Source organism: Nostoc sp. NMS2, from assembly GCF_017115105.1.
GTDB lineage: Bacteria > Cyanobacteriota > Cyanobacteriia > Cyanobacteriales > Nostocaceae > Nostoc.
In genome coordinates this window covers 1-22,594 of the sequence record NZ_JABXKH010000006.1, presented here as the reverse complement: position 1 = coordinate 22,594, position 22,594 = coordinate 1, and the positions used below count along the sequence as shown (strand labels likewise).

Annotated in this window: 18 protein-coding genes; 6 read left to right on the top strand and 12 right to left on the bottom strand. The window is 42.1% G+C overall.

Annotated elements, in window-relative coordinates; all coding sequences use genetic code 11:
• Positions 1-21: 21 nt before the first annotated feature.
• The gene (locus tag HWQ36_RS00530) at positions 22-510 is read right to left on the bottom strand and encodes an FAD-dependent oxidoreductase (protein ID WP_292696927.1); all 489 of its coding nucleotides are present in this window, start codon (positions 508-510) and stop codon (positions 22-24) included.
• 181 nt (positions 511-691) lie between these two features.
• On the opposite strand from HWQ36_RS00530, the gene HWQ36_RS00525 reads away from it, so the two are divergent.
• Positions 692-1,093 carry a fasciclin domain-containing protein gene (locus HWQ36_RS00525; protein WP_292696924.1) on the top strand — a complete coding sequence of 134 codons (402 nt, stop codon included), beginning with the start codon at positions 692-694 and terminating at the stop codon, positions 1,091-1,093.
• Positions 1,094-1,121: 28 nt separating this feature from the next.
• On the opposite strand, the gene HWQ36_RS00520 is transcribed toward HWQ36_RS00525, so the two are convergent.
• From HWQ36_RS00520 to HWQ36_RS00510, 3 genes are all read right to left on the bottom strand, one after another.
• Positions 1,122-1,763 carry a TMEM175 family protein gene (locus HWQ36_RS00520; RefSeq protein ID WP_292696921.1) on the bottom strand — a complete coding sequence of 214 codons (642 nt, stop codon included), beginning with the start codon at positions 1,761-1,763 and terminating at the stop codon, positions 1,122-1,124.
• Between the two features lie 34 nt (positions 1,764-1,797).
• Positions 1,798-2,985, bottom strand: a complete 1,188-nt coding sequence (locus tag HWQ36_RS00515) for an FAD binding domain-containing protein (RefSeq protein ID WP_292696918.1) — start codon at positions 2,983-2,985, stop codon at positions 1,798-1,800.
• Between the two features lie 122 nt (positions 2,986-3,107).
• On the bottom strand, positions 3,108-3,749 hold the full coding sequence (locus tag HWQ36_RS00510) for a DsbA family oxidoreductase (RefSeq protein WP_292696915.1): 642 nt from the start codon (positions 3,747-3,749) through the stop codon (positions 3,108-3,110).
• 114 nt (positions 3,750-3,863) lie between these two features.
• On the opposite strand from HWQ36_RS00510, the gene HWQ36_RS00505 reads away from it, so the two are divergent.
• A complete protein-coding gene (locus tag HWQ36_RS00505; protein ID WP_292696912.1) occupies positions 3,864-4,793 on the top strand; it encodes a LysR family transcriptional regulator in 930 nt (309 codons plus the stop codon).
• 145 nt (positions 4,794-4,938) lie between these two features.
• Here HWQ36_RS00505 and HWQ36_RS00500 read toward each other — a convergent pair whose 3' ends face one another.
• On the bottom strand, positions 4,939-8,034 hold the full coding sequence (locus HWQ36_RS00500) for a phosphoenolpyruvate carboxylase (protein WP_292696909.1): 3,096 nt from the start codon (positions 8,032-8,034) through the stop codon (positions 4,939-4,941).
• 101 nt (positions 8,035-8,135) lie between these two features.
• The gene (locus HWQ36_RS00495; RefSeq protein ID WP_292696906.1) at positions 8,136-8,372 is read right to left on the bottom strand and encodes a hypothetical protein; all 237 of its coding nucleotides are present in this window, start codon (positions 8,370-8,372) and stop codon (positions 8,136-8,138) included.
• A 562-nt stretch (positions 8,373-8,934) separates the two neighbouring features.
• On the opposite strand from HWQ36_RS00495, the gene HWQ36_RS00490 reads away from it, so the two are divergent.
• From HWQ36_RS00490 to psbA, 3 genes are all read left to right on the top strand, one after another.
• On the top strand, positions 8,935-11,946 hold the full coding sequence (locus HWQ36_RS00490) for a DUF1574 family protein (protein WP_292696904.1): 3,012 nt from the start codon (positions 8,935-8,937) through the stop codon (positions 11,944-11,946).
• Between the two features lie 151 nt (positions 11,947-12,097).
• Positions 12,098-13,597: an MBOAT family protein gene (locus HWQ36_RS00485; RefSeq protein ID WP_292696902.1), complete on the top strand. Its 1,500-nt coding sequence runs from the start codon at positions 12,098-12,100 to the stop codon at positions 13,595-13,597.
• Between the two features lie 341 nt (positions 13,598-13,938).
• Positions 13,939-15,021 carry a photosystem II q(b) protein gene (gene psbA, locus HWQ36_RS00480; protein ID WP_292696899.1) on the top strand — a complete coding sequence of 361 codons (1,083 nt, stop codon included), beginning with the start codon at positions 13,939-13,941 and terminating at the stop codon, positions 15,019-15,021.
• A gap of 229 nt (positions 15,022-15,250) precedes the next feature.
• Here the strand turns inward: psbA and HWQ36_RS34300 are convergent, their stop codons facing one another.
• The 6 genes from HWQ36_RS34300 to HWQ36_RS00450 form a co-directional block, all read right to left on the bottom strand.
• The gene (locus HWQ36_RS34300; protein ID WP_366828119.1) at positions 15,251-15,436 is read right to left on the bottom strand and encodes a hypothetical protein; all 186 of its coding nucleotides are present in this window, start codon (positions 15,434-15,436) and stop codon (positions 15,251-15,253) included.
• A 104-nt stretch (positions 15,437-15,540) separates the two neighbouring features.
• The gene (locus tag HWQ36_RS00470) at positions 15,541-16,461 is read right to left on the bottom strand and encodes an ion channel (RefSeq protein ID WP_292696893.1); all 921 of its coding nucleotides are present in this window, start codon (positions 16,459-16,461) and stop codon (positions 15,541-15,543) included.
• A 120-nt stretch (positions 16,462-16,581) separates the two neighbouring features.
• On the bottom strand, positions 16,582-17,484 hold the full coding sequence (locus HWQ36_RS00465; protein ID WP_292696890.1) for a DUF2382 domain-containing protein: 903 nt from the start codon (positions 17,482-17,484) through the stop codon (positions 16,582-16,584).
• A 173-nt stretch (positions 17,485-17,657) separates the two neighbouring features.
• Positions 17,658-18,545, bottom strand: a complete 888-nt coding sequence (locus HWQ36_RS00460; protein ID WP_292696887.1) for a DUF2382 domain-containing protein — start codon at positions 18,543-18,545, stop codon at positions 17,658-17,660.
• 357 nt (positions 18,546-18,902) lie between these two features.
• Positions 18,903-19,745, bottom strand: coding sequence for a DUF2382 domain-containing protein (locus tag HWQ36_RS00455; protein WP_292696884.1), 843 nt, complete (start codon positions 19,743-19,745; stop codon positions 18,903-18,905).
• Positions 19,746-19,873: 128 nt separating this feature from the next.
• Positions 19,874-20,194: a tetratricopeptide repeat protein gene (locus HWQ36_RS00450; protein WP_292696929.1), complete on the bottom strand. Its 321-nt coding sequence runs from the start codon at positions 20,192-20,194 to the stop codon at positions 19,874-19,876.
• A 433-nt stretch (positions 20,195-20,627) separates the two neighbouring features.
• On the opposite strand from HWQ36_RS00450, the gene HWQ36_RS00445 reads away from it, so the two are divergent.
• Positions 20,628-22,214 carry a B12-binding domain-containing radical SAM protein gene (locus HWQ36_RS00445; RefSeq protein WP_292696881.1) on the top strand — a complete coding sequence of 529 codons (1,587 nt, stop codon included), beginning with the start codon at positions 20,628-20,630 and terminating at the stop codon, positions 22,212-22,214.
• Positions 22,215-22,594: the final 380 nt, after the last annotated feature.

The following is a 22,594-nucleotide window of genomic DNA, read 5'->3' as shown; positions in this document are numbered from 1 at the left end:
GCTTAGTTATGTACGGACTGATTACCGTGATTCACTAAGCAACGAATCGCACCCTTCAGGGAAACCCATGTAGTTCTCAATTAAGGAACTTGTGCCGGCTTGTCCTCCCACAGCATGACGTTCAACTAGAACTGTACGCAAACCCTCGGAAGCTGCATAAACCGCAGCGCTTAACCCGGCAGGGCCTGCACCATAAATTGATACATCGTATTCTTTAAACTTTGGTTGCGTTACCCACCCTAAATGTTGAGCAATTTCGCGGATAGTGGGAGCAAATAACTGAGTTCCATCAGGCAATTCAACCACAGGTAGTCTAATATTGCTTAGAGATGGCAATCCAAGTTCTCTGTTGCAATCATCATCACCACCAAGTGCAATCCAGTCAAATTCGACAACGCTACGGTTGAGAAAATCACGAATTTCATAGGCTTGTGCTGAGTCTAGTTGACCGTAAAGTCTTACCTTCTTTTGATTTGGTTGTGATAAAGCTGAATTTTGCTGTTGAGTCATTTTAGTTTCATTAGATTATTTTCTCTAAACTAAAGGCTTGTTTATAGATGCGATCGCACTTTAGGCGAACCATAAGTAAAATTTTTAGGTTAACTGGGCTTTTAATCTATTTCACTGTAAAGTTAAAAGGGCAATTCATTAAGCCAATACGCTGCTCTTTATCTAATTAACACGAAGATTTATGCCTGATATCGTAGATACTGCAATTAACGCGGGTACTTTCAACACTTTAGTAACAGCTATCACTGCTGCTGGTCTTGATACGGCCCTGAAGGGTGCAGGGCCATTTACTGTATTTGCGCCAACTGATGAGGCGTTTTCAAAGCTACCATCGGGAACTGTCGAGTCGCTATTAGAAGATGTCATTCAATTAAGAAAGGTATTAGAGTACCATGTTGTATCTGGCAAAGTAATGGCAGCAGATGTGGTAAAACTTGATTCAGCAACTACCACAGCAGGTTCAACGGTGAAAATTGATGCCTCTAATGGTGTCAAAGTAAATGACGCTACAGTTATTACACCAGATGTCGAAGCAGATAATGGTGTGATTCACATTATTGATACAGTGCTAATTCCTCAATAGGAACTTGGGACAAGTCTGTGCGATTACTTTAGACTTGTTCCATCAATTGTTTGTCGATAATTCCAGGCAAAAGATAGAACGAGGGAATAAGGACATAAAGTACAATGCTCAAGTTGATATTGATAAAAGCCAAGCCTGCGGCAACAAGATAAGAAATTGGATAACTAAGAGTCCAAATAGTTGCTTTTTGAACAGTTTTTTGGTGGATGATTTTTTGACTCGTGATGTACCGACGGACAACATAAAACCAGAGCGCATTGTAAGCAAATCCAGTCAGTGCTAGTGTCAGTCCATAAAAAACAACAACGGGTAGCGAGGTTCCATATTCACCAATAAGCGCCGTAGGATAGGGGATAAAAGCAACACACATTAATAAAAGTAAGTTGATTACTAAAATAGTGCGATCGACTCTTTTTATGAAATGAAAGAGTGCATGATGATTAATCCAAATTACGCCAATAACAATAAAACTGGTGGCATAGCTCAAAACGTGAGGAAATACTTGGAGTAGTTTAGCAATAACTTCAGAGGAGGTTGCTTGAGATAGGTCAGGTGCTTTAATTTCAATCACAAGCAAAGTCACTGCGATCGCAAATACACCATCACTAAATGCCTCAAAACGGTTCAAACTCATCAAAGGAACTTGTTTTGTACTCTCCAATTGCGGCATTTTAGTTTCCTGAAGTAGTTTAAATGAGTTTACTCTACGCTTTTTGTTGGAGAGTATCTAAATTTTCACCAAATCGACTTGTTCCATAACTAAACTGAGAGCGATCGCCCATTTGCTGACCGGATGTCATAAGTTGTCTGCCATAAGCTAGTTGACTCGGCTCCCAAGCTGGCAAAGCTTTAATAACATTATGGTTGTGTCTAACTAGCGCCTCCGCAAGAGAAATTGCATTAGCTGCCGCTTTTGCGGTACTTGCTGCCGTATGGGGACGGGGAATAAAGGCAGCATCGCCAACTAGCGCTATCCGTTTGAAGGTCATTTGTGACACTCCTAAGTCTAAAATCGCCTGGACAAAAGGCTCTTGAGTTGCGGCAACAAGTTTCTGGAATGGGGGAGCTAGTACCGTATTGGCATATAAACGCATCTCCTGCTCCACTGCTGCTGCTAACATTCCAGGTGGAATAGAATAATCCCGATGTTTGCCTTGTTTGTCTGTCAAAATACGAGGTAGTTCTGTCGTCTCGTCGTAATTGACATACCAAACCCAGTTAAAGCGGCGTTCTCCAGGTACTAAAGATTCGCGATCGCCCGGAATCACATATTGCAGTATGTGAGAGTTGGGAAATTGATAAAACACAAATCGTTCTGTAAACAAAGTAGCTGCATCTGATTCCAGTTCATTTTCGTTCACAAGTCCCCGATAAGCGACATATCCAGCGTAATGATAATGAGTATCTGGTAGGAAGTGTTGTCGCACAGTCGAATTTGGGCCATCTGCACCAATCAATAAATCTGCTGTGTCATGAGTTCCATCAGCAAAGATTGCTGTAACCTGTTCGCCGTTTTGCTGAATATCAGTTAAGTATTTGCCGTAATGATAATGCTCAGAAGGAAAATGCCGACGCATAGAACCGTAAAGCAAATTCCAAGAGGTCAAAATTTGACGCATTGGCATCGGTTGGTCAACACTACCATCGGAGTTTAAGTAATAACGTTCGTGCGCTGTTACACCCAGCGATTGAGTAGAGATCCCTGCGCGTTCAAAGGCTTCAATGACATCACTTTGTAGTACAACACCACCACCGCGACTATCAAGATTGCGATCGGAGCGTTCGTAAATATCGACATCCCAACCAATAGAGCGCAGCATGATTCCAGCAAACAAACCACCTAACGAGCCACCAATAACAATTGCTCGATTACCTGTTGGTTTTATAGTCATTGAACCCCTTACTATTCTGTTATGCAACTTCTAGTACAGCACCGCGTAAATAAACCACCCATTCCAAATCAATGAAACCCTTGCCGTATAATAATTACGAATTACGAATTACGAATTACGAATTACGGTACTAGTTCATTTACCGCAGCTTGCAAGGCTGTCAAAAAAACATCAACACTTTGCGCTCCAACAATCGTTTCAGAGCCAATTTTGACCGACGGTACGCCGCGTATATTTCGACTTGCTGCTTGCTTTTCTAGTGCTTTGACTTCCTCAATACCTCCAGTAGAATTTAGAAATTCTCTAACTTTGTCAGCGTCTAACCCAACTTCCGCAGCAAGTTTAGCTAAGGTTTCGACATCGGTAATATCTTGTCCTTGAGTAAAGTAAGCGTTCAAAATCCGCTCTACCATTTCTGTCGCTTTGCCTTCAAGCTCGGCAAACCAACTCAAGCGATGAGCTTTTAGAGTATTTGGAGTAACCTGCATTAAGTCATAGCGAAATTCAATGCCGTCATGGGTAGCCGCCTGCATCGTTTGAGCATCTAGCGCTTGTGAATATTCCCAACTACCAAACTTGTTAGAACGATAAGTTTTACGATCCATCCCTGCTTCCGGCATGGTGGGATTTAACTCGAACGGATACCAAAGGCGTTTAATCTTAACCGGAGCTTTTAGTTGCTCAATTGCTCGATCGAGTCGTTTATCTACCACCAAACACCAGGGACAGATAAAGTCTGAAGTGATTTCAATTGTTAAAGTCACGGGTTTTTTTCCATTAATTCCTGACCTTTTAACGATAACTCCATTCATAAAGAATGATAATAGAGCTAGTATGCTAAACACCTTTGCGTTTTATGCAAAAGTAGAAGGAAACCGATGGATCAATTTGCAGCGATGCGTGCTTTCGTCAAAGTGGTAGAAACTGACGGATTTTCTGAAGCTGCACGACAGATGCAGATGGCAGTATCTTCTGTGACTCGCCAAGTAAATGCTCTGGAAGAAATCCTCAATACCCAACTACTCAACCGCTCAACTCGCAGCGTTACCCTGACAGCGCAAGGTCGTAAATATTACGATCAGGCAGTTCGCATTTTGCAAGATGTGGAGGAAGCAAACCAGTGTGTAATGGAGCAGGATATTCCACGCGGACTATTGAAAGTCAGCGTACCAGTTGCCTTTGGAAGACTGCATATTGCACCTATTGTCAATGATTTTTTTGTTCAGTATCCACAAGTAAAGCTAGATTTGAGATTGAGCGATGGATTGTCTAACTTGGTGGAAGAAGATTTAGATATTGTAATTCGTATTGGAAATCTCGATCGCTCTGGAGCAAATCTAATTTTGCGTAAGATTGGCTCGTATACACGCCTCGTTTGCGGTAGTTCAACGTATTTCAAACAGCATGGTAAACCCAAACATCCAGACGAGTTAGCAAATCATAACTGTCTATTGTTTACTTATTTCATGGGGTATGATATGTGGCGATTCAAACGAGATACCGAATTTTGTGAGGTTAAAGTAAGTGGTTCTTTAATATCAAGTAATTCTGAGGTACTCCGCCAAGTCTGTTTGGATGGGACGGGTCTGATTTTGATGCCAACTTGGTTAATTGGTGAAGACATCCGAAAAGGAAAGTTGGAAGCAGTGCTAACCGATTGTCAAGTATATCCCCAAACCAGTATAGATATGGGCATTTATGCGCTTTATTTGCCAAATCGCAGAAATTCGCTGCGGGTCAAAGCATTTATCGATTTTTTAATCAAACGATTTGGTAATCCGCCTTACTGGGAAGAAACCACGTTTTGAACTGGGTTATGGGAACGATGATTCAATAGTAGATTATGACTTACGCACAGGTAACGGAAAAATTCGGGCATTGGGCATTGGGAAGAGTCAAAGGAGCAAAGGAGAAATGCTTACTGCAACTTCCCCTCTGCTCACCCATTCTCAATCAACCTGTATTTCTCATCCCGGCTGCAATTCCATTAATAGTTAACAATGCTCCTCGCAGTAACTCGCCTTTGCTGTAACGAGAGTGGATGACTCCAGAAGTCGCATTAGTATTTAGGGACTGGCGTAGGCGTTTAAGTAGTGAAACTTGGATAAATCCCAAGGGAACAATTGTGCCATTGCGTAACTGCACAGATCGTTGCAATACGGGATCACCATCTAATAGTTGATTGTGATCGGTGATTTTTAACACCAAATCCCTAGTGAGATAGAACTCGCTGGCAATTTGGTCAAAAACCTTGGCAAAACGAAGTTGATCTTCTGGTTTTGACAATTCCTGAACGTAGTGATGTGCCATTTGCATATCTACTTTTGCCAAAGTCATCTCGGCTTTAGAAATCACCATCTTGAAAAAGGGCCACTTAACGTAAAAGTAGCGCATTAATTTCAAGTGTTCTTCTGGTTCTGCGTTCAAAAACTCTTGTAACGCTGTGCCAACGCCATACCAGGAAGGAAGTAAAAAGCGGGTTTGTGTCCAGCTAAATACCCAAGGAATAGCTCGCAGACTGCTTAAATCTTTCTTACCAGATGGGCGGCGGGCTGGACGGGAACTAATTTGTAGCTGGCTAATTTCTTCAATTGGGGTTACTTGGTGGAAGAAGTCAACAAAATCAGGCTGTTCGTAGATTAAAGCCCGATAATGTTGCCGCGATCGCGCTGCTAATTCTTCCATAATCTCATTCCACGGTTCAATATCATCAAACCCTGTCCGCAACAAGCTAGCTTGAATCACAGCAGTGGTGATGGTTTCCATGTGATACAAAGCCAAGTCCAACAAGGAGTATTTAGAAGCTAAAACTTCTCCTTGTTCGGTAATTTTGATTCGCCCATTGATACTATGACCTGGTTGAGCTAAAATCGCCTCGTAAGCTGGCCCCCCACCGCGCCCTACAGAACCGCCGCGTCCGTGGAAAATCCGCAAACTTAGATCGTATTCTTCTGCTATTTGTTGCAGTGATTTTTGGGCTTTATGAATTTCCCAGTTACTGCTTAAAAAACCAGAGTCTTTGTTGCTGTCAGAATACCCCAGCATTACTTCTTGCAAGTTTGGGGTGAGGGGGGATGAGGTTGGGGATGAGGGAGCAGGGGAGGCAGGGGAGGATGAATTTTCATCCACAACAACACTCTCTACTTTTGTCTGTTCGTAGCCGCCGGCTAACAAGGCGCGATATAACGGGAGTTCAAACAGTTTCCGCATGACGCTTCGGGAGCGTTGTAAGTCTTCTACTGTCTCAAATAGGGGGACAACTTGAATGGTTCCCACGGCTATGGCGGGGTCAAAAAGTCTGGCTTCTTTGGCTAATAGTAGTACTTCCAGAACGTCGCTCACGTCGCGGCACATGCTGATAATGTAAGTTTGGCAGATATTTAGACCAAATTCTTGTTGGAGCGATCGCACGACGCGAAAGGTTTCAATTACATCGTTGGTTTTTTCAGAAAATGGCAATTCTGCTGGAATTAACGGCCGGCGGGTTTGCAGTTCTCCTGTGAGCCAAGTGACTCTTTGCTCTTCAGATAGTTCGTTGTAAGGTTGAGGTAATATTTGCAGGTATTGCAGTATTTCATTCAACGCATCAGCGTGGCGAGATGATTCTTGACGGATATCTAGCTGTGTCAAGTTAAAGCCAAAAATTTCTACTTGACAGACAAGATTTTCTAATTCTCGACAGCTTAAACCAGTTTCTGTTAAGTTGCGCTGAATCATTCGCAGTTCTGCTAAAAAATCGTCTCCCGAACGATACAGGGGGCTATCTTGATTTTTTGGCGTTTCCCGATTGTACAAAGCTAAATTGCGATCGCGAGTATTTTCTAGCCGTTTGAGTACATAAGCCAGTTTCAGCCGATAAGGTTCTTGTCGATAACGCAGCGCCAGTGCATCATATACCTCACTCAACTGGGACTGATCTAACTCTAAAGATTCCAGCAAATCTGGTAAGACATCACTCCAGTGCATCGACACACTCAACAATTCAATCAGATTTTTCACTGACTGAATATATCTCCCCAGCACCATTTTGCGCTGATAGCAAGCTGTTTGCCAGGTGATTTCTGGTGTAACTGATGGATTCCCATCCCTGTCTGAGCCTACCCAGGAGCCGAAAGAACAAAAGTTTTTACTTGGTGGTTCTAGCCAAGGAAAGGTATTAGATAGTGTGTGTTTGAAACGTTTATAAAGTTGAGGAATGCCATCAAATAAAACTTCTTGGAAGTAGTGGAGGGCATAATCTACTTCATCTAGCACAGTAGGTTTGAACTGGTGAAGTTCGTCTGTGCGCCACCAGAGGCGAATTTCTTCGAGCAATTGTTCGCGGACATCTGCTGCTTCCCAAGCATATCCCCCACCCGTACCACCAGAATGGTTTTCCAAAGCATCCAGTTTTTGCAAGAGTTGTACTACCTGTCGCTGCTTATCCCGGATGGTATGACGAACAATTTCCGTCGGGTGCGCTGTGAAAACTAAGCGCACATCCAGATGAGCAATGAGACGTTGAATTTGTTGGGGTGGTACATTCAGTTTGAATAAATAGGGAAACAAAGCAGCGAAAGTCCCTTTTGGTTTGACTTGCGCTTTTTCTAAATAATTCTTTGTCAGCAATTCTGCTGCTATTCCCTTGCTAACAGGCGCGTCATCTTCTCTTTGATTGGACGAGTAGTTGACATTAGATGCTCTTTCTGCATCTGTAGCCTCTGTTTCTGCCTCATAGCGGCTCAATTGCTGCCGTTGTTCGTATTCCTGCTCGATGATATTAATCAGCTGAAAATACAGAGCGAAAGCACGAGCCGCGCGGATTGCTTCGTTGATATTTAGTTGTTCAATTAATTTGACGGCTGAAGATGCTTGGTCATTTGTTGCCTGTCCTTCTGGCGAACACAAATCGCGCAACTGCCGCAACAAGTCTACCATGTTTTGACCGCATTCTTGCCGGAGAACAGACTCCCACAATTCTTCCACTACCTGGAGACGATGACGCAAAAATAATTCCGACACCGGGTATATATCCGCAGTTTGAGACGAAGAGTATAAAAGGGAACCCATATTCTCTATCTTGTAAAGCTAATTACTGTTTACGCTTCTAGGTTTTCTACTGAATGCTCATCGGGTTATTCCTGAGCAAATAATTATTTGGTGTATATTTTCTAAGTTTGATTGGTTTCGCGCTCCTCTGGGAAGTCAAGAATGGGTAGGCGATCGCCTCGAAACAATTCTTCACTGGCTTCCCCTATACTTTCTAGTGCCCTTACGGTGGTTTTTCCGGTAATGAGCAGCAGTAATATAGACGCTGTACCTATTTGTAAAAGGAACGATTGGGGAATGGTAAATAAATCGATATTAGATGGCGGGTTAGTTGAGGGTTGTTCGTTTGCAGGAGGCATTGCTAATTTTTGGTTATGGGAATTGATTTAGGAGTCATTTGTCATTGGTAAGAGCTTTAAGCCTATTTACGTTTCGTAATATACTTGGTTTTTTTGCGCCAACTTACTTAGGAATTAGGATCACTCTAACAATCAAGGGATGGAGTTTAAATGAGATAAGCTTGTTGGTTGTTTCACTCATCAGGGGCGTTAGCGCAATGAAACGCAAATCTAGCTTTAAAGGACAATTCATCAGCCAGTCATATAGAATTATTCTGACTCCTGACAGACACGATTAATCACGTCTCTCTTGTACAGACGCGATTAATCGCGTCTCTCCTAATTCAGCGATTAATCGCGTCTCTCCTAACTTCTGATTTCTGACTCCCTATTAGTAAAATAAACGCAAAACTCAATATTAGTCAGACTTGCAACCTGTACAAGACTATCTTGGCCGATTTTGTGAGCTACGAAGGTAACAAAATTGTTAAAAAAAAACGTCAGAGTGTGATAGACCTATGGTTCTAGTTTACAAGTGCAGGCACTATCCCCCAACAATCGCTGACTGTAAAGTTAACTTCCCATGAAAACAGTATTACCAGATCGCCAGCAATCCTTAGTGCAATGGGTAAGCCAAGCCACAGGGATTAACACTTTCGGGGTGAAAGTCCGGTTACGGGGAAATGACCTTCATATTCTTTGTGAAGGTACTGAATGTCCACAGCGTTGGCGTACTTTGTCTGATTTGCTGCAAGCATTACAGCAAACAAACTTAGATATCCTCACAAGCAGCGAACAAACCTCAATATATCAAGTATTTGTCTATGGCCGAAGAAAAGGGGAACAGCGCCCCAAATGGTGTCATCGAGTTTACTTGAATCAAATAGATAAGCATCTGGAGCAAGTAGAGCAAGCCTTGCTAGCAGATGCGGAAAAATCAAAACAGTCAGGTGGGGCGCTAATTGTCTCTAACGAAAGTTTGGCACGCCAAGGGAACCCAGAAGCGATCGCCAGATATCTCAGCGAAACTCTGAGTACGTTAGGTGTCTCGGTACAGGCAAAGATTAAGCCATATCAGCCAAAGAACTCTCAGCCGGAAGAAAATCGCCTGTGGATATTTTGCCAGTCGAGCTATAGCCCCGATGCCTCGTTGCTTGCTGAACCCATAGCACAGAAGTTGCGTTATCTCAAGCTTTCCGGCTACCAAGATGCCGTAATTGTTTCCCAAGTGAGCGGCGAAACTGCGCCTGACTGGTTGCTGCGGGTAGATTTGACACCATCAGAGGTAATGTTGAAAGAATGGGCGCGTTGGGGTGATATCCAAGCGATCGCTCGGCTATTAACTGAGGTATTGTCAGGATTAAAAGTTGCTGTCCAAGCTTCTCTGAAAGAATCAACTCTACATATCTTTTGTACGCCAGCTTTTGATCCTTTAGGAACTGCGCCAATCCCAGACAAAGCAGTGTGCTTAGAGGCGATTGTACCCCAGTTAGAAGCGATCGCACCTCAAGGCATTCTCGCCGCCACAATATACGGGCAAAAAGCAGGCGACAAACAACCCACTTGGATTGATTGGCTAGCTTTACCCGCCACAACGCATCCCGCCTTTGCCGCATCACCGCTAGATTTAGCTAATACTGGCGATGAACCAGCCATCATATTTTTATTGGAGCGTTTACTCAATCCTGATTTGGATTGGCGTTTATTGACAGGTGGAATTCGCGTCCTCTTACTGAACAAAAATGATTTACTGCATATCTTATGTGATGCGCCTGTTTGTCCAAGTCGTCAACAAGTAGCAAGTAAAATTACGCAGTTTATCCGCCATTTGAAAATTCCCGGTATTATGGGAATACGTGTATACGGTCGCCGGGCTGGGAATAAAGAACCTTTTTGGCACTACGGCGTTGATCTTGAACATCGCCAACGTTTAGTACCAGAAGCAACCCCAGAATTCGCTGCTACCTCTAAGTACGTTAATGATTTGATACCCTCTGAGACTAGTGAGCCAATTTTGCGCCCAGACTTAACAACAGAAGAAGTTCAAAGTTTTGTAACAGAAGTAGCGCGAGATTGGATAGCAACCGCGAGTGCAACTGCAAAAAAATTCCTGTTAAAAAGCCATCTATTTACCGAAAGCCACCAGTTAGCAGAAGAAAATCCTGACGATCAAGGACTTAAGATTGCTCTAGTTTGGGGGATACTGGGATTGTTACTCACTCTCCAAACTGATTGGGTATTGGGTCGAATTATTGTACAGACTAAACCGAGTTTGCCAAAAGTGGCCAGTGTCTTACCTTCATCATCTGGACAAAAGGCATCTTTGACATCTGAAAAAACTCAGAATGAGAAAACGGCATTTTTTAGCAGCAGTTCTAAAACAAAATCTCCTGCAAATCAGAGTTCTGTATTTAATGCTTCTGAATTTACCCAAAGTGATGATACTTCGACCAATAATTTGGCAGCCGCTCCACTGAAAGAAAAAGCAACCGCAACAGCTATTCTATTAGCAGCGCGATCGCAAATGCCAACTTTCAATGTCAGGCAGTTAGATGAGCAGCTAGCACTGTATAAACAGCGTTTAGCCAGAACTGGTACACCGCCCGATGTATTGATTATTGGCTCCTCCCGCGCCCTCAGAGGAGTAGATCCAGCAGAACTTTCTAAAGCTTTAGCGACTCAGGGCTATCCCAATCTTGACGTGTTTAACTTTGGAATCAACGGTGCTACCGCACAAGTTGTAGACTTTGTGCTTCGTCACGTACTAGAACCATCAGAACTGCCTAAAATAATTCTCTGGGCGGATGGGGCCCGTGCTTTCAACGGTGGACGCGAGGACATTACCTTTAAATCCATCGCTGCATCAGCTGGTTATAGGCAAGCATTCCAAAAAAACCCAACAATAGCAAATAGCAGTGAATCGCCCGAAAATCAGGAAACTTCGCCAGAAGAGAAGGTAAAAGAAGAAAAACAGGAAATTAGCACCTATCAAGCTGTCAATAATTCGTTAAATCAGGGTCTAGCATCTCTTTCTGCTAGTTATCAAAACCGCGACCAAATTAAAAGCTTACTGCAAAAACAACTGCTGATATTTGGTCACAATCAGACAGTTGCATCACAAAAACAGCTAACAGACGGAACTTCAGATGAGAGTGCTTCCCAGCAAGCAGTTGATTTTGATGGCTTTCTACCCTTGTCTATTCGCTTCAATCCTGCTAGATACTATCAAAAACATTCTAGAGTTACCGGAAATTACGACAACGACTATAAATCTTTCCAAGTAGAAGGACAGCAAGATGCTGCTCTCCAAGAAGTGCTTCAGTTTACCCAGTCTCATAAAATTTCCTTAGTGTTTGTCAATATGCCTCTCACGGCAGATTATTTAGATCCAGTGCGTAGACAATATGAGCAACAGTTTCAGCAATATATGTTGCGTCTAGCTACTAATCCCAACTTTATCTATCGAGATTTGAGTCAACAGTGGCCAAAAGCACATGACTACTTCTCCGATCCCAGCCACCTCAACCGCTTTGGAGCATACGAAGTCTCCAAAAAGCTGGCTAATGACCCGATGATTCCTTGGCCAGTGAAGTAGGGAGTGGGGAGTGGGGGAGATGAGGGAGACAAGAAGAATAACCAATGCCCAATGCCCAATGCCCTGTTTGGCCCATGCCCAATGCCCAATGCCCAATGCCCAATGCCCAATGCCCAACGCCCAATGACAAATGACAAATGACAAATAAAAAATGAACTTTATATCAATTTTCTATGGTCTTTTCTTGTTGAGTGTTTTAGGAATTTACTGGTCTTTAGCACAACAGAAATTACGATTATGGATGCTGCTAATTGCTAGTTTGGTTTTCTACTCATCTTTGCACATCCAGTACATACCATTGCTATTAGCATTGACGTTTATCAATTTCCGTGTAGGGCTAGAGATTGGAAAAAATACATCACCAGGAAAACATTCTCTTGACTGGCAAATTTCTAATGAAGAGTGGCAATTTGCCCAAGGTGACTGGAATCGTCGTCGTCTAAAACTTTTGTGGCTGGGTATCACTCTAAATGTTTTACTATTATTAGCTTTTAAGTATCTAACCCCGTTATTTAAGTTTGTTTTCAATATCCAAACAAACTCACCAGATAGTTCTTTTAAATTGATTGCACCTTTGGGAATTTCATTTTTCACCTTTGAATGTATTGCTTATTTAATAGATGTCTATCGTGGTGCGCCTGCTAGTGAGCAGTTTCTCAAATTTGCCGCCTATAAATTATTCTTCGCCAAACTGATTTCTGGCCCGATTACACGCTACCACAATTTAGCAAATCAATTCAATACGCTAGATTTTCCCAGTGCCGATAGAGTAGCTGAGGCGCTGTGGTTAATTGCTAGAGGTGCAGTCAAAAAAGGTATTTTTGCCGACCACCTGGGAATTTTTGTCGATTTATGCTTTGGTAACTTACAACGGGCGGGTAGTACCGATCTCTGGTTAGCGACATTCGCTTATGGTTTGCAATTATATCTAGATTTCAACGGTTACGTAGATATTGCCCGTGGAAGTGCCTTACTTTTCGGCTTGGTTCTACCTGAAAATTTTGACTTTCCCTACTTCAGCACCAGTATTGGAGAATTTTGGCGGCGCTGGCATATCACTCTCGGAGATTGGCTACGTAACTATGTCTACTTTCCTTTGGGTGGTTCGCGTCGGGGTTTAGTTCGCACCTGCTGGAATTTATTTACTGTGATGCTAATCGCTGGTATCTGGCACGGTGCTGCTTTGGGTTATGTAGTTTGGGGCATATTCCACGGGTTAGCCTTGGTGGTTCATCGACTTACAGATGCTATGAGCGATCGCTTTGAAAATCTGGAGCAATTCTGGCAAAATCCTCTAGGTATCTTTGTCGCTTGGTTCTTAACCCAACTGATGGTTTTTACCTCTTGGATTTGGTTCCGTCTGCCTAATCTCGCAGACTCTTCGTTGGTAATTCGCCACCTTTGGGGTTATCCTGCTGATGCCCAGTTTGCTCAAAAGGTCTATGTAGATGCCTTAAATATCAGCCAATACCAACTCACTTGGGTACTTCTAACTTTAGCTGCTCTTATGGCTGTAGTCTATGCCTTTAACCGACTGCTGAAGTTAGAGTTTAACTGGCCTATTAAGCTTGTCTTTGTCCCTCTATGTTTCTACGCTGTTTGGTTATTAGCTCCTGAAGGTAGCTTGCCCTATATATACTTTGATTTTTAAGTTTCTACAAACAATCAACAGCAACATAAGACAATGTACAACTTATTATTTCGTTACAAATTATTGGGGCTATTTGTAACAGAATGTAAAGAGAATAAACTTGGCGATCGCATCATTAAAAGTTATAGCCAGTTTAATGTTGCAATGGCTTGAAAAGCCTAAATCCATTACTATTATTTATAGTAGGGAAACTTTACACTTCGATGAGTTTGTTAAAGAAATATATTACAGAATATTAACTCAAAGATCGCTTCAAAGTAAATTCATGTAGACTGTAATTCAACAGGCAAAAACAAAATTTGCTTGTTCCATTTTTAACAAAAAATAGCACTTATAAAACCATGACCACAACCTTACAACGGCGCTCTGGCGCTAACGTATGGGATCGCTTTTGCGAGTGGATCACCAGTACTGACAACCGTATCTACGTCGGTTGGTTTGGTGTACTAATGATCCCAACCCTGCTAGCTGCTACTGTTTGCTTCACAATCGCTTTCATCGCAGCACCTCCAGTAGACATTGATGGTATCCGTGAACCAGTCGCAGGTTCTTTGATCTACGGAAACAACATCATCTCTGGTGCAGTTGTTCCTTCCTCCAACGCTATTGGCTTGCACTTCTACCCAATTTGGGAAGCTGCTTCCTTAGATGAGTGGTTGTACAACGGTGGTCCTTACCAGTTGGTAGTTTTCCACTTCTTGATCGGTTGCGCTTGCTACCTGGGTCGTCAGTGGGAACTTTCTTACCGCTTAGGTATGCGTCCTTGGATCTGCGTAGCTTACAGCGCACCTTTGGCTTCTGCTACCGCAGTATTCTTGATCTACCCCATCGGTCAAGGTTCATTCTCTGATGGTATGCCTTTAGGTATCTCAGGAACATTCAACTTCATGATTGTGTTCCAAGCAGAACACAACATCTTGATGCACCCCTTCCACATGTTAGGTGTGGCTGGTGTATTTGGCGGTTCCTTGTTCTCTGCAATGCACGGTTCTCTAGTAACTTCTTCCTTGGTGCGTGAAACCACCGAAACCGAATCTCTTAACTACGGTTACAAATTCGGTCAAGAAGAAGAAACCTACAACATCGTTGCAGCCCACGGTTACTTCGGTCGTTTGATCTTCCAATACGCTTCTTTTAACAACAGCCGTTCACTGCACTTCTTCCTCGCAGCTTGGCCTGTCGTCGGTATCTGGTTTACCGCTTTGGGTGTAAGCACGATGGCGTTCAACCTGAACGGTTTCAACTTCAACCAATCAATCATTGACTCTCAAGGTCGCGTTATCAGCACCTGGGCAGACGTAATCAACCGCGCTAACTTGGGTATGGAAGTAATGCACGAGCGTAACGCTCACAACTTCCCCCTAGACTTAGCTGCTGGTGAAGTTACTCCTGTCGCAATGACTGCTCCTGCTATCAACGGTTAATTCTGAAGATTAGCTAAATAAAAAGCGCCCTCCATTACTGGAGGGCGCTTTTATGTTGGGACTATATTTAATAGGATTTACGCATTTTCCTCTCGGCATTCTCCGTGCCTCTGCGGTTTAAAAGTAATTTAATTTATTGAACCACAGAGGCGCAGAGAACACAGAGAAAAGAGGAATTATTGTCCATAAATTTTACCCACCTTGAAAGGGCTAGTCCTATTTAATTGGTTTAATCAAAACAGATAGGTAGCAAATTTTTCAGCCAAACATCATCAGTAGCGCGATAATAGATATAGAGATCAAAATATTTTATATGTCCTTTTCTCCCTCCGCCTGTTGTGTTGTCGTTCTCAACCAACAACAGGAGCAAAATATCTCCCACCAGAACCAGTGTAAGGATGTACCAGTTAACCACAGCAAAAGTATGGTTAAAAATTGCACTGTAGTTGAAAATGGTCGAGTCGTCGTTAAAGCTTTACAATGCTCAGACAATGAGACTTCCGAGTAAGTTTCAGGCATTTAAAGCATTTCATCTAAAGGTAAAACATCGTGAAAGCGGTTGTAATCAATGTAGCGATGTCCATCAGGTGCGTGGTAGAAAATATCGACAAATTGATTGTTCCACAAAATTTCATTAGCACCATAACTATGACGGGCATGGACGACCTGTGCAACCGTTTCATCAATGCCACTCAAAGATACAATCAGCATAGTATTTGTCTGGGTTAAGGATTCTGGTGTCATCCCATATAGAGGACTAAACTCATCAATCACATGCATCACTGACCAGCTTAATGTGAAGCTAGGTGTTTGGTTCCTCAACAGTTTGAGATCGTGGAACCGACGCATAAATTGTCCTTCCAAGGTTACTTCGTCGCGCATTAAGTAGACTCGCATCTGTGCCTCCAGAATCATATTGCGACGCTGATTAGCGGTGCGAAATATGAGAGTTGGGATTGCATTATGAGGTGTAATTACAGCAACACGGCTAAAAAGTACCCTAGCTGTAGGTCGAGAGAATCGAGCAAAGGCTAGTCCTGTCATCACAGCAATTCCCATCAAACCGATCATTGCTTCAATGGTGACAATAATGTTGGCGTAAGTTGTTTTGGGATACATTGCCCCATAGCCGATGGATGCTAGGGTTTGCACACTAAAGAAAAAGACATCTAAAAAAGAGCCTGGTCGGGCATTGGCAATACAATCTCCTCCTATCAAGTAAGCTAGGGCAAATAGAGCATTGATAGTTATATAGAAAGTACAAATCAGGAGCAGAAAACCAGCCCAAGGAATCGTTAACAACAAATGGTAGGGTTCGCGCCAGTAAGAATGCCATACATTCATACCCATAATCTCAAATTTTCCGTCTCGAACTTGAATCTGAATAGGTGGGATCAGATGTTGTTTCTTCCGTGAAAGTCTCTTCAGTCGAAATTTCATTGCAAGTAGCCAAAAAAACGGCAACTGCTTAGTATTTTGACACTCTCTGGGCTGAAGTGATTAAATCAGCAAAAAAATAGGATGGGCATTGCCCATCCTAGTAATTTATCTGCTAGAAACTCATTTTTCCTGCTTTGGTGATTGACCTTTAGAACAGCGATCAAACCACTCCTGGTATTTTTTCTGGTGTGACTCATCTTCAACAGCAATGGTAACACGCACCTGCTTACAGCCATGATTTTGTTCTAGTGCGATCGCATTCAACAATAAACTAGCAGTTTTCGGCGAGTTAAATTCGCCGCTTATTGTTAAACCGCTTTCAAAATGTGTACCTTCAAGTCCTTCTATTCCGGTCAAGTCAACATTAGCAATTTCCTCTTGACCTAAATCAATCTCTGCGAGTTGTTTGTGTTCTGGGCTAATTTGTTCCACAATCAGCTTTTCACGCCGGACAGGAACTTGAATCATCCGGGTTTCGATTACTTTGCGAACAATCACCTCACCAACTTTTCGCTTACTGCTTTCAACAAATAGGCGTTCTTCTAGTAAACGAATAATCTGTTCTTCGCTGACCTCTTCTGAATTTATTGGCTCAACTGCGCTATTTATAGTTTGATTATTAACCAATTGCTCAGTTGAGTTGCTTAGGCGTAGCCCGTCGTAGACATCGCCTGGTTTTTCTGTTTCTGAATATTCAGGCATATACTCGATTTCTGATTTATTGAAGTCTATGAAAACAGATTTAGTCGGCTTGTCGATTTTTTTTATCCTCTGGCTTTGCAATCGAAATAAAGAAGGATGTTTATCTGCTAACTGCTGGCCATATTCTAGAATTTGTTGATTTTCCTGGTTTAATATAACTAGGTTTAGCCGCTTATTAGCATCCACAATTAAATCATGAACTACTCCTACTAGCTGACCTTGGTTATCGAACACAGCAAAATTCTTCACCTTCTTTTTCAAATCTGCTATTGAGGTGTTAGTGCCAGAATTCCCGTTTGCCTGTCCAATGTTTTTTGTCATCGGTTGGCTATTCATAGTATGTAAAGTTTATGAACTGTTTTTTCCTTAGCCAAATTAAATGTATTGCTCATTTTAAGCTACTGGAAGCACAGGTAAAGCTAATTTAACAGCCTCACCTGTACTGTGTCGAATTAATTATTAATCATTAGTGAGTAGCTAATGACTATGTTTCGTTAGCGTTCTTCAATGGGAAGATTACTAGAATTCACATCTAGCTCTTCACGACGCACGGTTTCTTGCGTTTCAACTGTGTCTTGATCTACCACTTTTCTAACTCTGACTTCTTCACGCAAAAATGCTTCTTTACGCACATCAGCAGTTTCTTCGTGGATTTCTAGACGAGCAACTTCGCCCTCACGGAAATCTGCTTCGCGCCCAGAAACAGCAGTACCTGCATCTGCTGGAGTTACACGTTCAATCACAACTCGCTCTCTTTCTACTGGCACTGCAACCCGTGCAGTCTCAGTTTCAACACGCTTGCCAATGGATACTTCTCCAGTTTTTTGGCGACGTTTACTGGCAATCAGCCGTTCTTCATACAATTTCAGAGTTTGATGATCTTGCTCATTTAATCCGAATAAAGAAGGCTCACGTTCGTAACTATAATCATCACGAGCGTAAGTGGGTGTTGCACCCAATGGCGCTACAGGTGGTGCTAAAGGATCTAATGGTGCTGAAGCATCTAGAGGAAGGGTATAGTCTGTGGGTTGACGATATACGCCACGCACCCGTTCTTCATAGTCGTGATCGAGAGTTTGGCGTTCATTGAACTCAGGTAAATCTTCTGCTTGCTCTCTAGTCAAGCCAATTGTGTACACGCGATCGACATTATAGTCGATACGGGCACGACCAATTGGTAGTAATACTTTTTTACCAAAAATCCAGAAGCCTAAGTCCACAACTAGATAGCGAAAATGACCTTCTTCGTCAACTAAAACATCGCTGACAGTGCCAATCTTTTCATCAGTTCCTTGTGTATAAACCCCAAGCCCATTAATATCGTGACCTTCAAATGCATCCCGATAGTTAGGCTCAAAATCTTCTAATTTGTAGAGTACCATTATTATTTAACCTCACAATTCTTATTTTCATCTCATAACAATAAGATAAATATTTATTTACTTCTTTACCTCCTTCTGTCGAATGAATTATTTAAATAGTTAAATAATCAAAAGTTATAGTTATTTTTATTGATGGCAGATAGAAGCAAGTCCTCAATGATAATTGAAAAATTATATCCCCAACTTTAAAAGAAGTCGGGGATATAGACACCGCGAATTTTCACAAAACAAATTTAAGAAGTTGGGAATTTTAGTTGTAATTAAAATACTCTAGCCACGGGAAATTTGCCTGGGCTTCTCTATGAGACACTATCGCTAAGTCCCGCTTTTCTACAACTTTTAAAAAATCCAATCCTCTTAAATAGCTCCATGTGTAGTATTACCATGTTCATCCAGATGTAAATTACCCGCAGTATCAACATCTAACTCTTCTCGACGAATGGTGTCTTGTGCTTCCACTGTATCCATTTCTACTACTTTCTTGACTCTGACTTCTTCACGCACAAATGCTTCTTTATGTATCTCAGGTGTTTCTTCATACACTTCGATGCGTGCTACTTCCCCTTCTTGAAACTTCAGTTCATTGGGATCTACAAATTTTCCTGCTTCTGTTGGCACAACTCGCTCAATTAGAACTCGTTCTTTTTGAATAGGCACTGTAACACGTGCAGTTTCTGTTTCAATGTGCTTACCAACTGTTACTTCTCCAGTTTTGATCCGGTGTTTATTAGCAATTAATCGTTCTTCATAGAGTTTAAAAGTTTGATGAGATTGCTCATTTAACCCATATAAAGCTGGCTCTGTCTGGTAATTATATGTATCGCGCTCGTAAGTTATACCGCTACTTGGAGAACGAAATATAGTACGCACCTTTTCTTCGTAATCATTATCAACGATCACGTCTTCTTCGTACTCAACTGAACCCTCTACTTGTTGTCTGCTTAACCCATCAACATAGACACGTCTTGCAGGATAATCGATCCGGGAAAGACCAATTGGGAGTAATATTTTCTTACCAAAAAAATCTGAGCTTGTGTCAATAATTAAATACCGAAAACGACCATCGTCATCAACTAAAACATCAGCGACTGAGCCAACTCTGTCTCCTCCCTCAGTATAAAGATCCAGCGCTTTAACGTCGTCTCCGCCAAAAGTTTCTCGATAGTTTGGATCAAAATGTTCAAGTTTGTGAAGAGGCATACACTGTTTCCAGATTTGTTTATAATTTTTATCAGTGTAATAAATATTGTGCTGAATCTCATCCTGCTGGCGACTGAATTTAGTAAAGATTTTTATGGTTTATAATTCATCCTTTATGAGCAAAATACTCAATTTGAACACTCAGGGCAATCAATAGGAGTACAACTAAAGTCATAAAAAGCTCTAATTTGTACTGGTATCAACAATTGCTGAACTGATCTATATCGAAGGCTAGTGAGTACAGATATACTGATAGATTTAATTGCCTGTGTTAAACTTTCGATAGCTAAATCACGATCATTTTTTAATGCATGACAACGGGCTTTATGACACCAAGCCCAATGAAATTCAGGCTGAAGTTCTAAGGCTCTCTCATAAGAAGCGATCGCTTCATCATATCGTTGCAATTTTCTAAGTGAATTACCGCACCCAAACCAAGGTACTAGGATAGAGAGGTATGTTCCAGATGGGTGGATTGGAGAGTTTGTAGACTTTGCTAATACCTACAACGAAGACGTATTTACATATAGCGAGAAATTTTGGATTTCAGATAGTTTTGACATACTTAAAATCCTTAACGAGCGAGGTCGTATGTTGAGTGATACATAAATTAGATTGGTACTAATTTTTTTGACTTGTGTCGATGCCGCGATGATGAGTATTTCTAGCCTCTGGCTGGAAACGAGGTTTTAATAAAAACCACTCGTAAGGGCACAGTATTGCTGTGCCCCTAAAATCTCTTGTATCCAAACGAGAACTGCTATAGTTGCCCCATTTAGGTAAAAATATCAGTGGTAAAATAAAACAACTTTAATAAAAAGTCAATAACTCTTTATTTTCGTTAGAGTGGGATAACAATCAAAGTGTGAGGATTGATACTACATGCGAATCTTGTTAGTGTATCCAATATTTCCCAAAACTTTTTGGTCTTATGAAAAAATCTTAGAGTTAGTCGATCGCAAGGTTTTATTACCACCTCTGGGTTTAGTCACAGTAGCGGCGATTCTGCCCCAAGAATGGGAATTCAAGCTGGTAGATCGCAACATCCGCCCAGCAACAGAAGAAGAGTGGGCATGGGCAGATGTAGTAATCCTCTCTGCGATGATTGTCCAGAAACAAGACTTACTTGAACAAATCCAGGAAGCAAAAAAACGTGGCAAGTTAGTCGCAGTTGGCGGCCCCTACCCCACCTCTGTACCTCACGAAGTTGAAAATGTCGGCGCAGATTTTCTGATTCTGGATGAAGGGGAAATCACGCTGCCCATGTTTATTGAGGCAATTCAACGGGGTGAAACTTCTGGAACTTTCCGCGCCACAGAAAAACCTGATGTCACAAGCACGCCAATACCCCGCTTTGATTTATTAGAATTGAATGCTTATGACATGATGTCGGTGCAGTTTTCGCGTGGATGTCCTTTCCAGTGCGAATTTTGCGACATTATTGTTCTCTACGGGCGCAAACCACGCACCAAAGCCCCAGCACAACTGTTAGCAGAGTTAGATTGTCTCTACGAATTGGGTTGGCGGCGGGGTGTGTTTATGGTGGATGATAACTTTATTGGCAACAAGCGAAATGTAAAATTGTTGCTGAAAGAGTTAAAAGTCTGGATGGCAGAACACAAATATCCCTTCCGATTTGACACTGAAGCTTCAATTGATTTAGCACAAGACTCAGAAATGTTGGAGTTGATGGTTGAATCTGGTTTCTCGGCGGTGTTTTTGGGAATTGAAACGCCGGATGAGGATAGCTTGCAAATGACCAAGAAGTTTCAAAATACTCGCAGTTCCCTAACTGAGGCAGTGGAAACCATCATTAAAGCTGGATTGCGCCCGATGGCTGGGTTTATTATCGGCTTTGATGGCGAAAAAGCAGGCGCAGGCGATCGCATTGTCCGCTTTGCAGAACAAGCAGCTATTCCTTCTACTACCTTTGCCATGTTGCAAGCGTTACCTAACACCGCGCTTTGGCATCGCCTGAAAAAAGAAGGACGCTTACGGGAAAATCAAGATGGCAACATCAACCAAACAACATTGATGAATTTCCTGCCCACCCGTCCCCTGGAAGAACTTGCACGAGAATATATTGAGGCATTCTGTACTTTATACGACCCAGTGCAATACTTGGATCGCACCTATCGCTGTTTCTTAATGATGGGTTTGCCTAGTTGGAAAGCACCAGCAAAAATGCCAGAGTGGGTGGTTGTGAAAGCGTTGCTGATTGTGATTTGGCGACAAGGAATCAAACGGGAAACCCGTTGGAAATTCTGGCACCATTTGTTTAGCATTCTCAAGCGTAACCCTGGAGTTATTGAGCATTACATCTCTGCTTGCGCCCATAACGAACATTTTCTAGAGTATCGCCAAATTGTGCGCGATCAAATTGAAAGTCAGCTAGCTGAATATTTGGCACAAGGTGCAGAACAACCTTATGTGCTAGTAAAAGAAAAAGCTGAAGCAGTAGTCAGTTAAGGATGGTAACGGTTAATAGGTAATAGTAAGATACTATTTTCTCTCTTCTGTAACTCTTTTTTGAAGAATTGGTATAGTTGCGTCCCATGATTTGAGAGTTACGGAAGTAGTAGTGCTAAAAAGTTAGGGGTACTATGAGTACCCCTAACTTTTTTAAGTATAGTAAGCAAAGGTTGTGCGATTTAGAAATTAACCTAGAAAATATTTAACAGAATTGATCATCTTCCTACATCTTGTATTTCACTCAAGCAAGAACCGCTATAAGAGTACTTTTAGATAGAAGGCAAGTATTACCCAGGGTTAGCGCGTCTCAAACCCTATTGACAGAGGGATTATGGCAGAGGGTCTGAGTTTGGGAGAGCCGCAGCCAAAACAGAAAC

Coding starts and splice junctions, on each gene's coding strand:
- HWQ36_RS00525 (WP_292696924.1), top strand. CDS start 692: ATGCCTGATATCGTAGATACTGCAATTAACGCGGGTACTTTCAACACT.
- HWQ36_RS00460 (WP_292696887.1), bottom strand. CDS start 18,545: ATGGTACTCTACAAATTAGAAGATTTTGAGCCTAACTATCGGGATGCA.
- HWQ36_RS00485 (WP_292696902.1), top strand. CDS start 12,098: ATGAACTTTATATCAATTTTCTATGGTCTTTTCTTGTTGAGTGTTTTA.
- HWQ36_RS00530 (WP_292696927.1), bottom strand. CDS start 510: ATGACTCAACAGCAAAATTCAGCTTTATCACAACCAAATCAAAAGAAG.
- HWQ36_RS00470 (WP_292696893.1), bottom strand. CDS start 16,461: ATGAAATTTCGACTGAAGAGACTTTCACGGAAGAAACAACATCTGATC.
- HWQ36_RS00505 (WP_292696912.1), top strand. CDS start 3,864: ATGGATCAATTTGCAGCGATGCGTGCTTTCGTCAAAGTGGTAGAAACT.
- HWQ36_RS00520 (WP_292696921.1), bottom strand. CDS start 1,763: ATGCCGCAATTGGAGAGTACAAAACAAGTTCCTTTGATGAGTTTGAAC.
- psbA (WP_292696899.1), top strand. CDS start 13,939: ATGACCACAACCTTACAACGGCGCTCTGGCGCTAACGTATGGGATCGC.
- HWQ36_RS00445 (WP_292696881.1), top strand. CDS start 20,628: ATGCGAATCTTGTTAGTGTATCCAATATTTCCCAAAACTTTTTGGTCT.
- HWQ36_RS00500 (WP_292696909.1), bottom strand. CDS start 8,034: ATGGGTTCCCTTTTATACTCTTCGTCTCAAACTGCGGATATATACCCG.
- HWQ36_RS00515 (WP_292696918.1), bottom strand. CDS start 2,985: ATGACTATAAAACCAACAGGTAATCGAGCAATTGTTATTGGTGGCTCG.
- HWQ36_RS00465 (WP_292696890.1), bottom strand. CDS start 17,484: ATGACAAAAAACATTGGACAGGCAAACGGGAATTCTGGCACTAACACC.
- HWQ36_RS00455 (WP_292696884.1), bottom strand. CDS start 19,745: ATGCCTCTTCACAAACTTGAACATTTTGATCCAAACTATCGAGAAACT.
- HWQ36_RS00490 (WP_292696904.1), top strand. CDS start 8,935: ATGAAAACAGTATTACCAGATCGCCAGCAATCCTTAGTGCAATGGGTA.
- HWQ36_RS00495 (WP_292696906.1), bottom strand. CDS start 8,372: ATGCCTCCTGCAAACGAACAACCCTCAACTAACCCGCCATCTAATATC.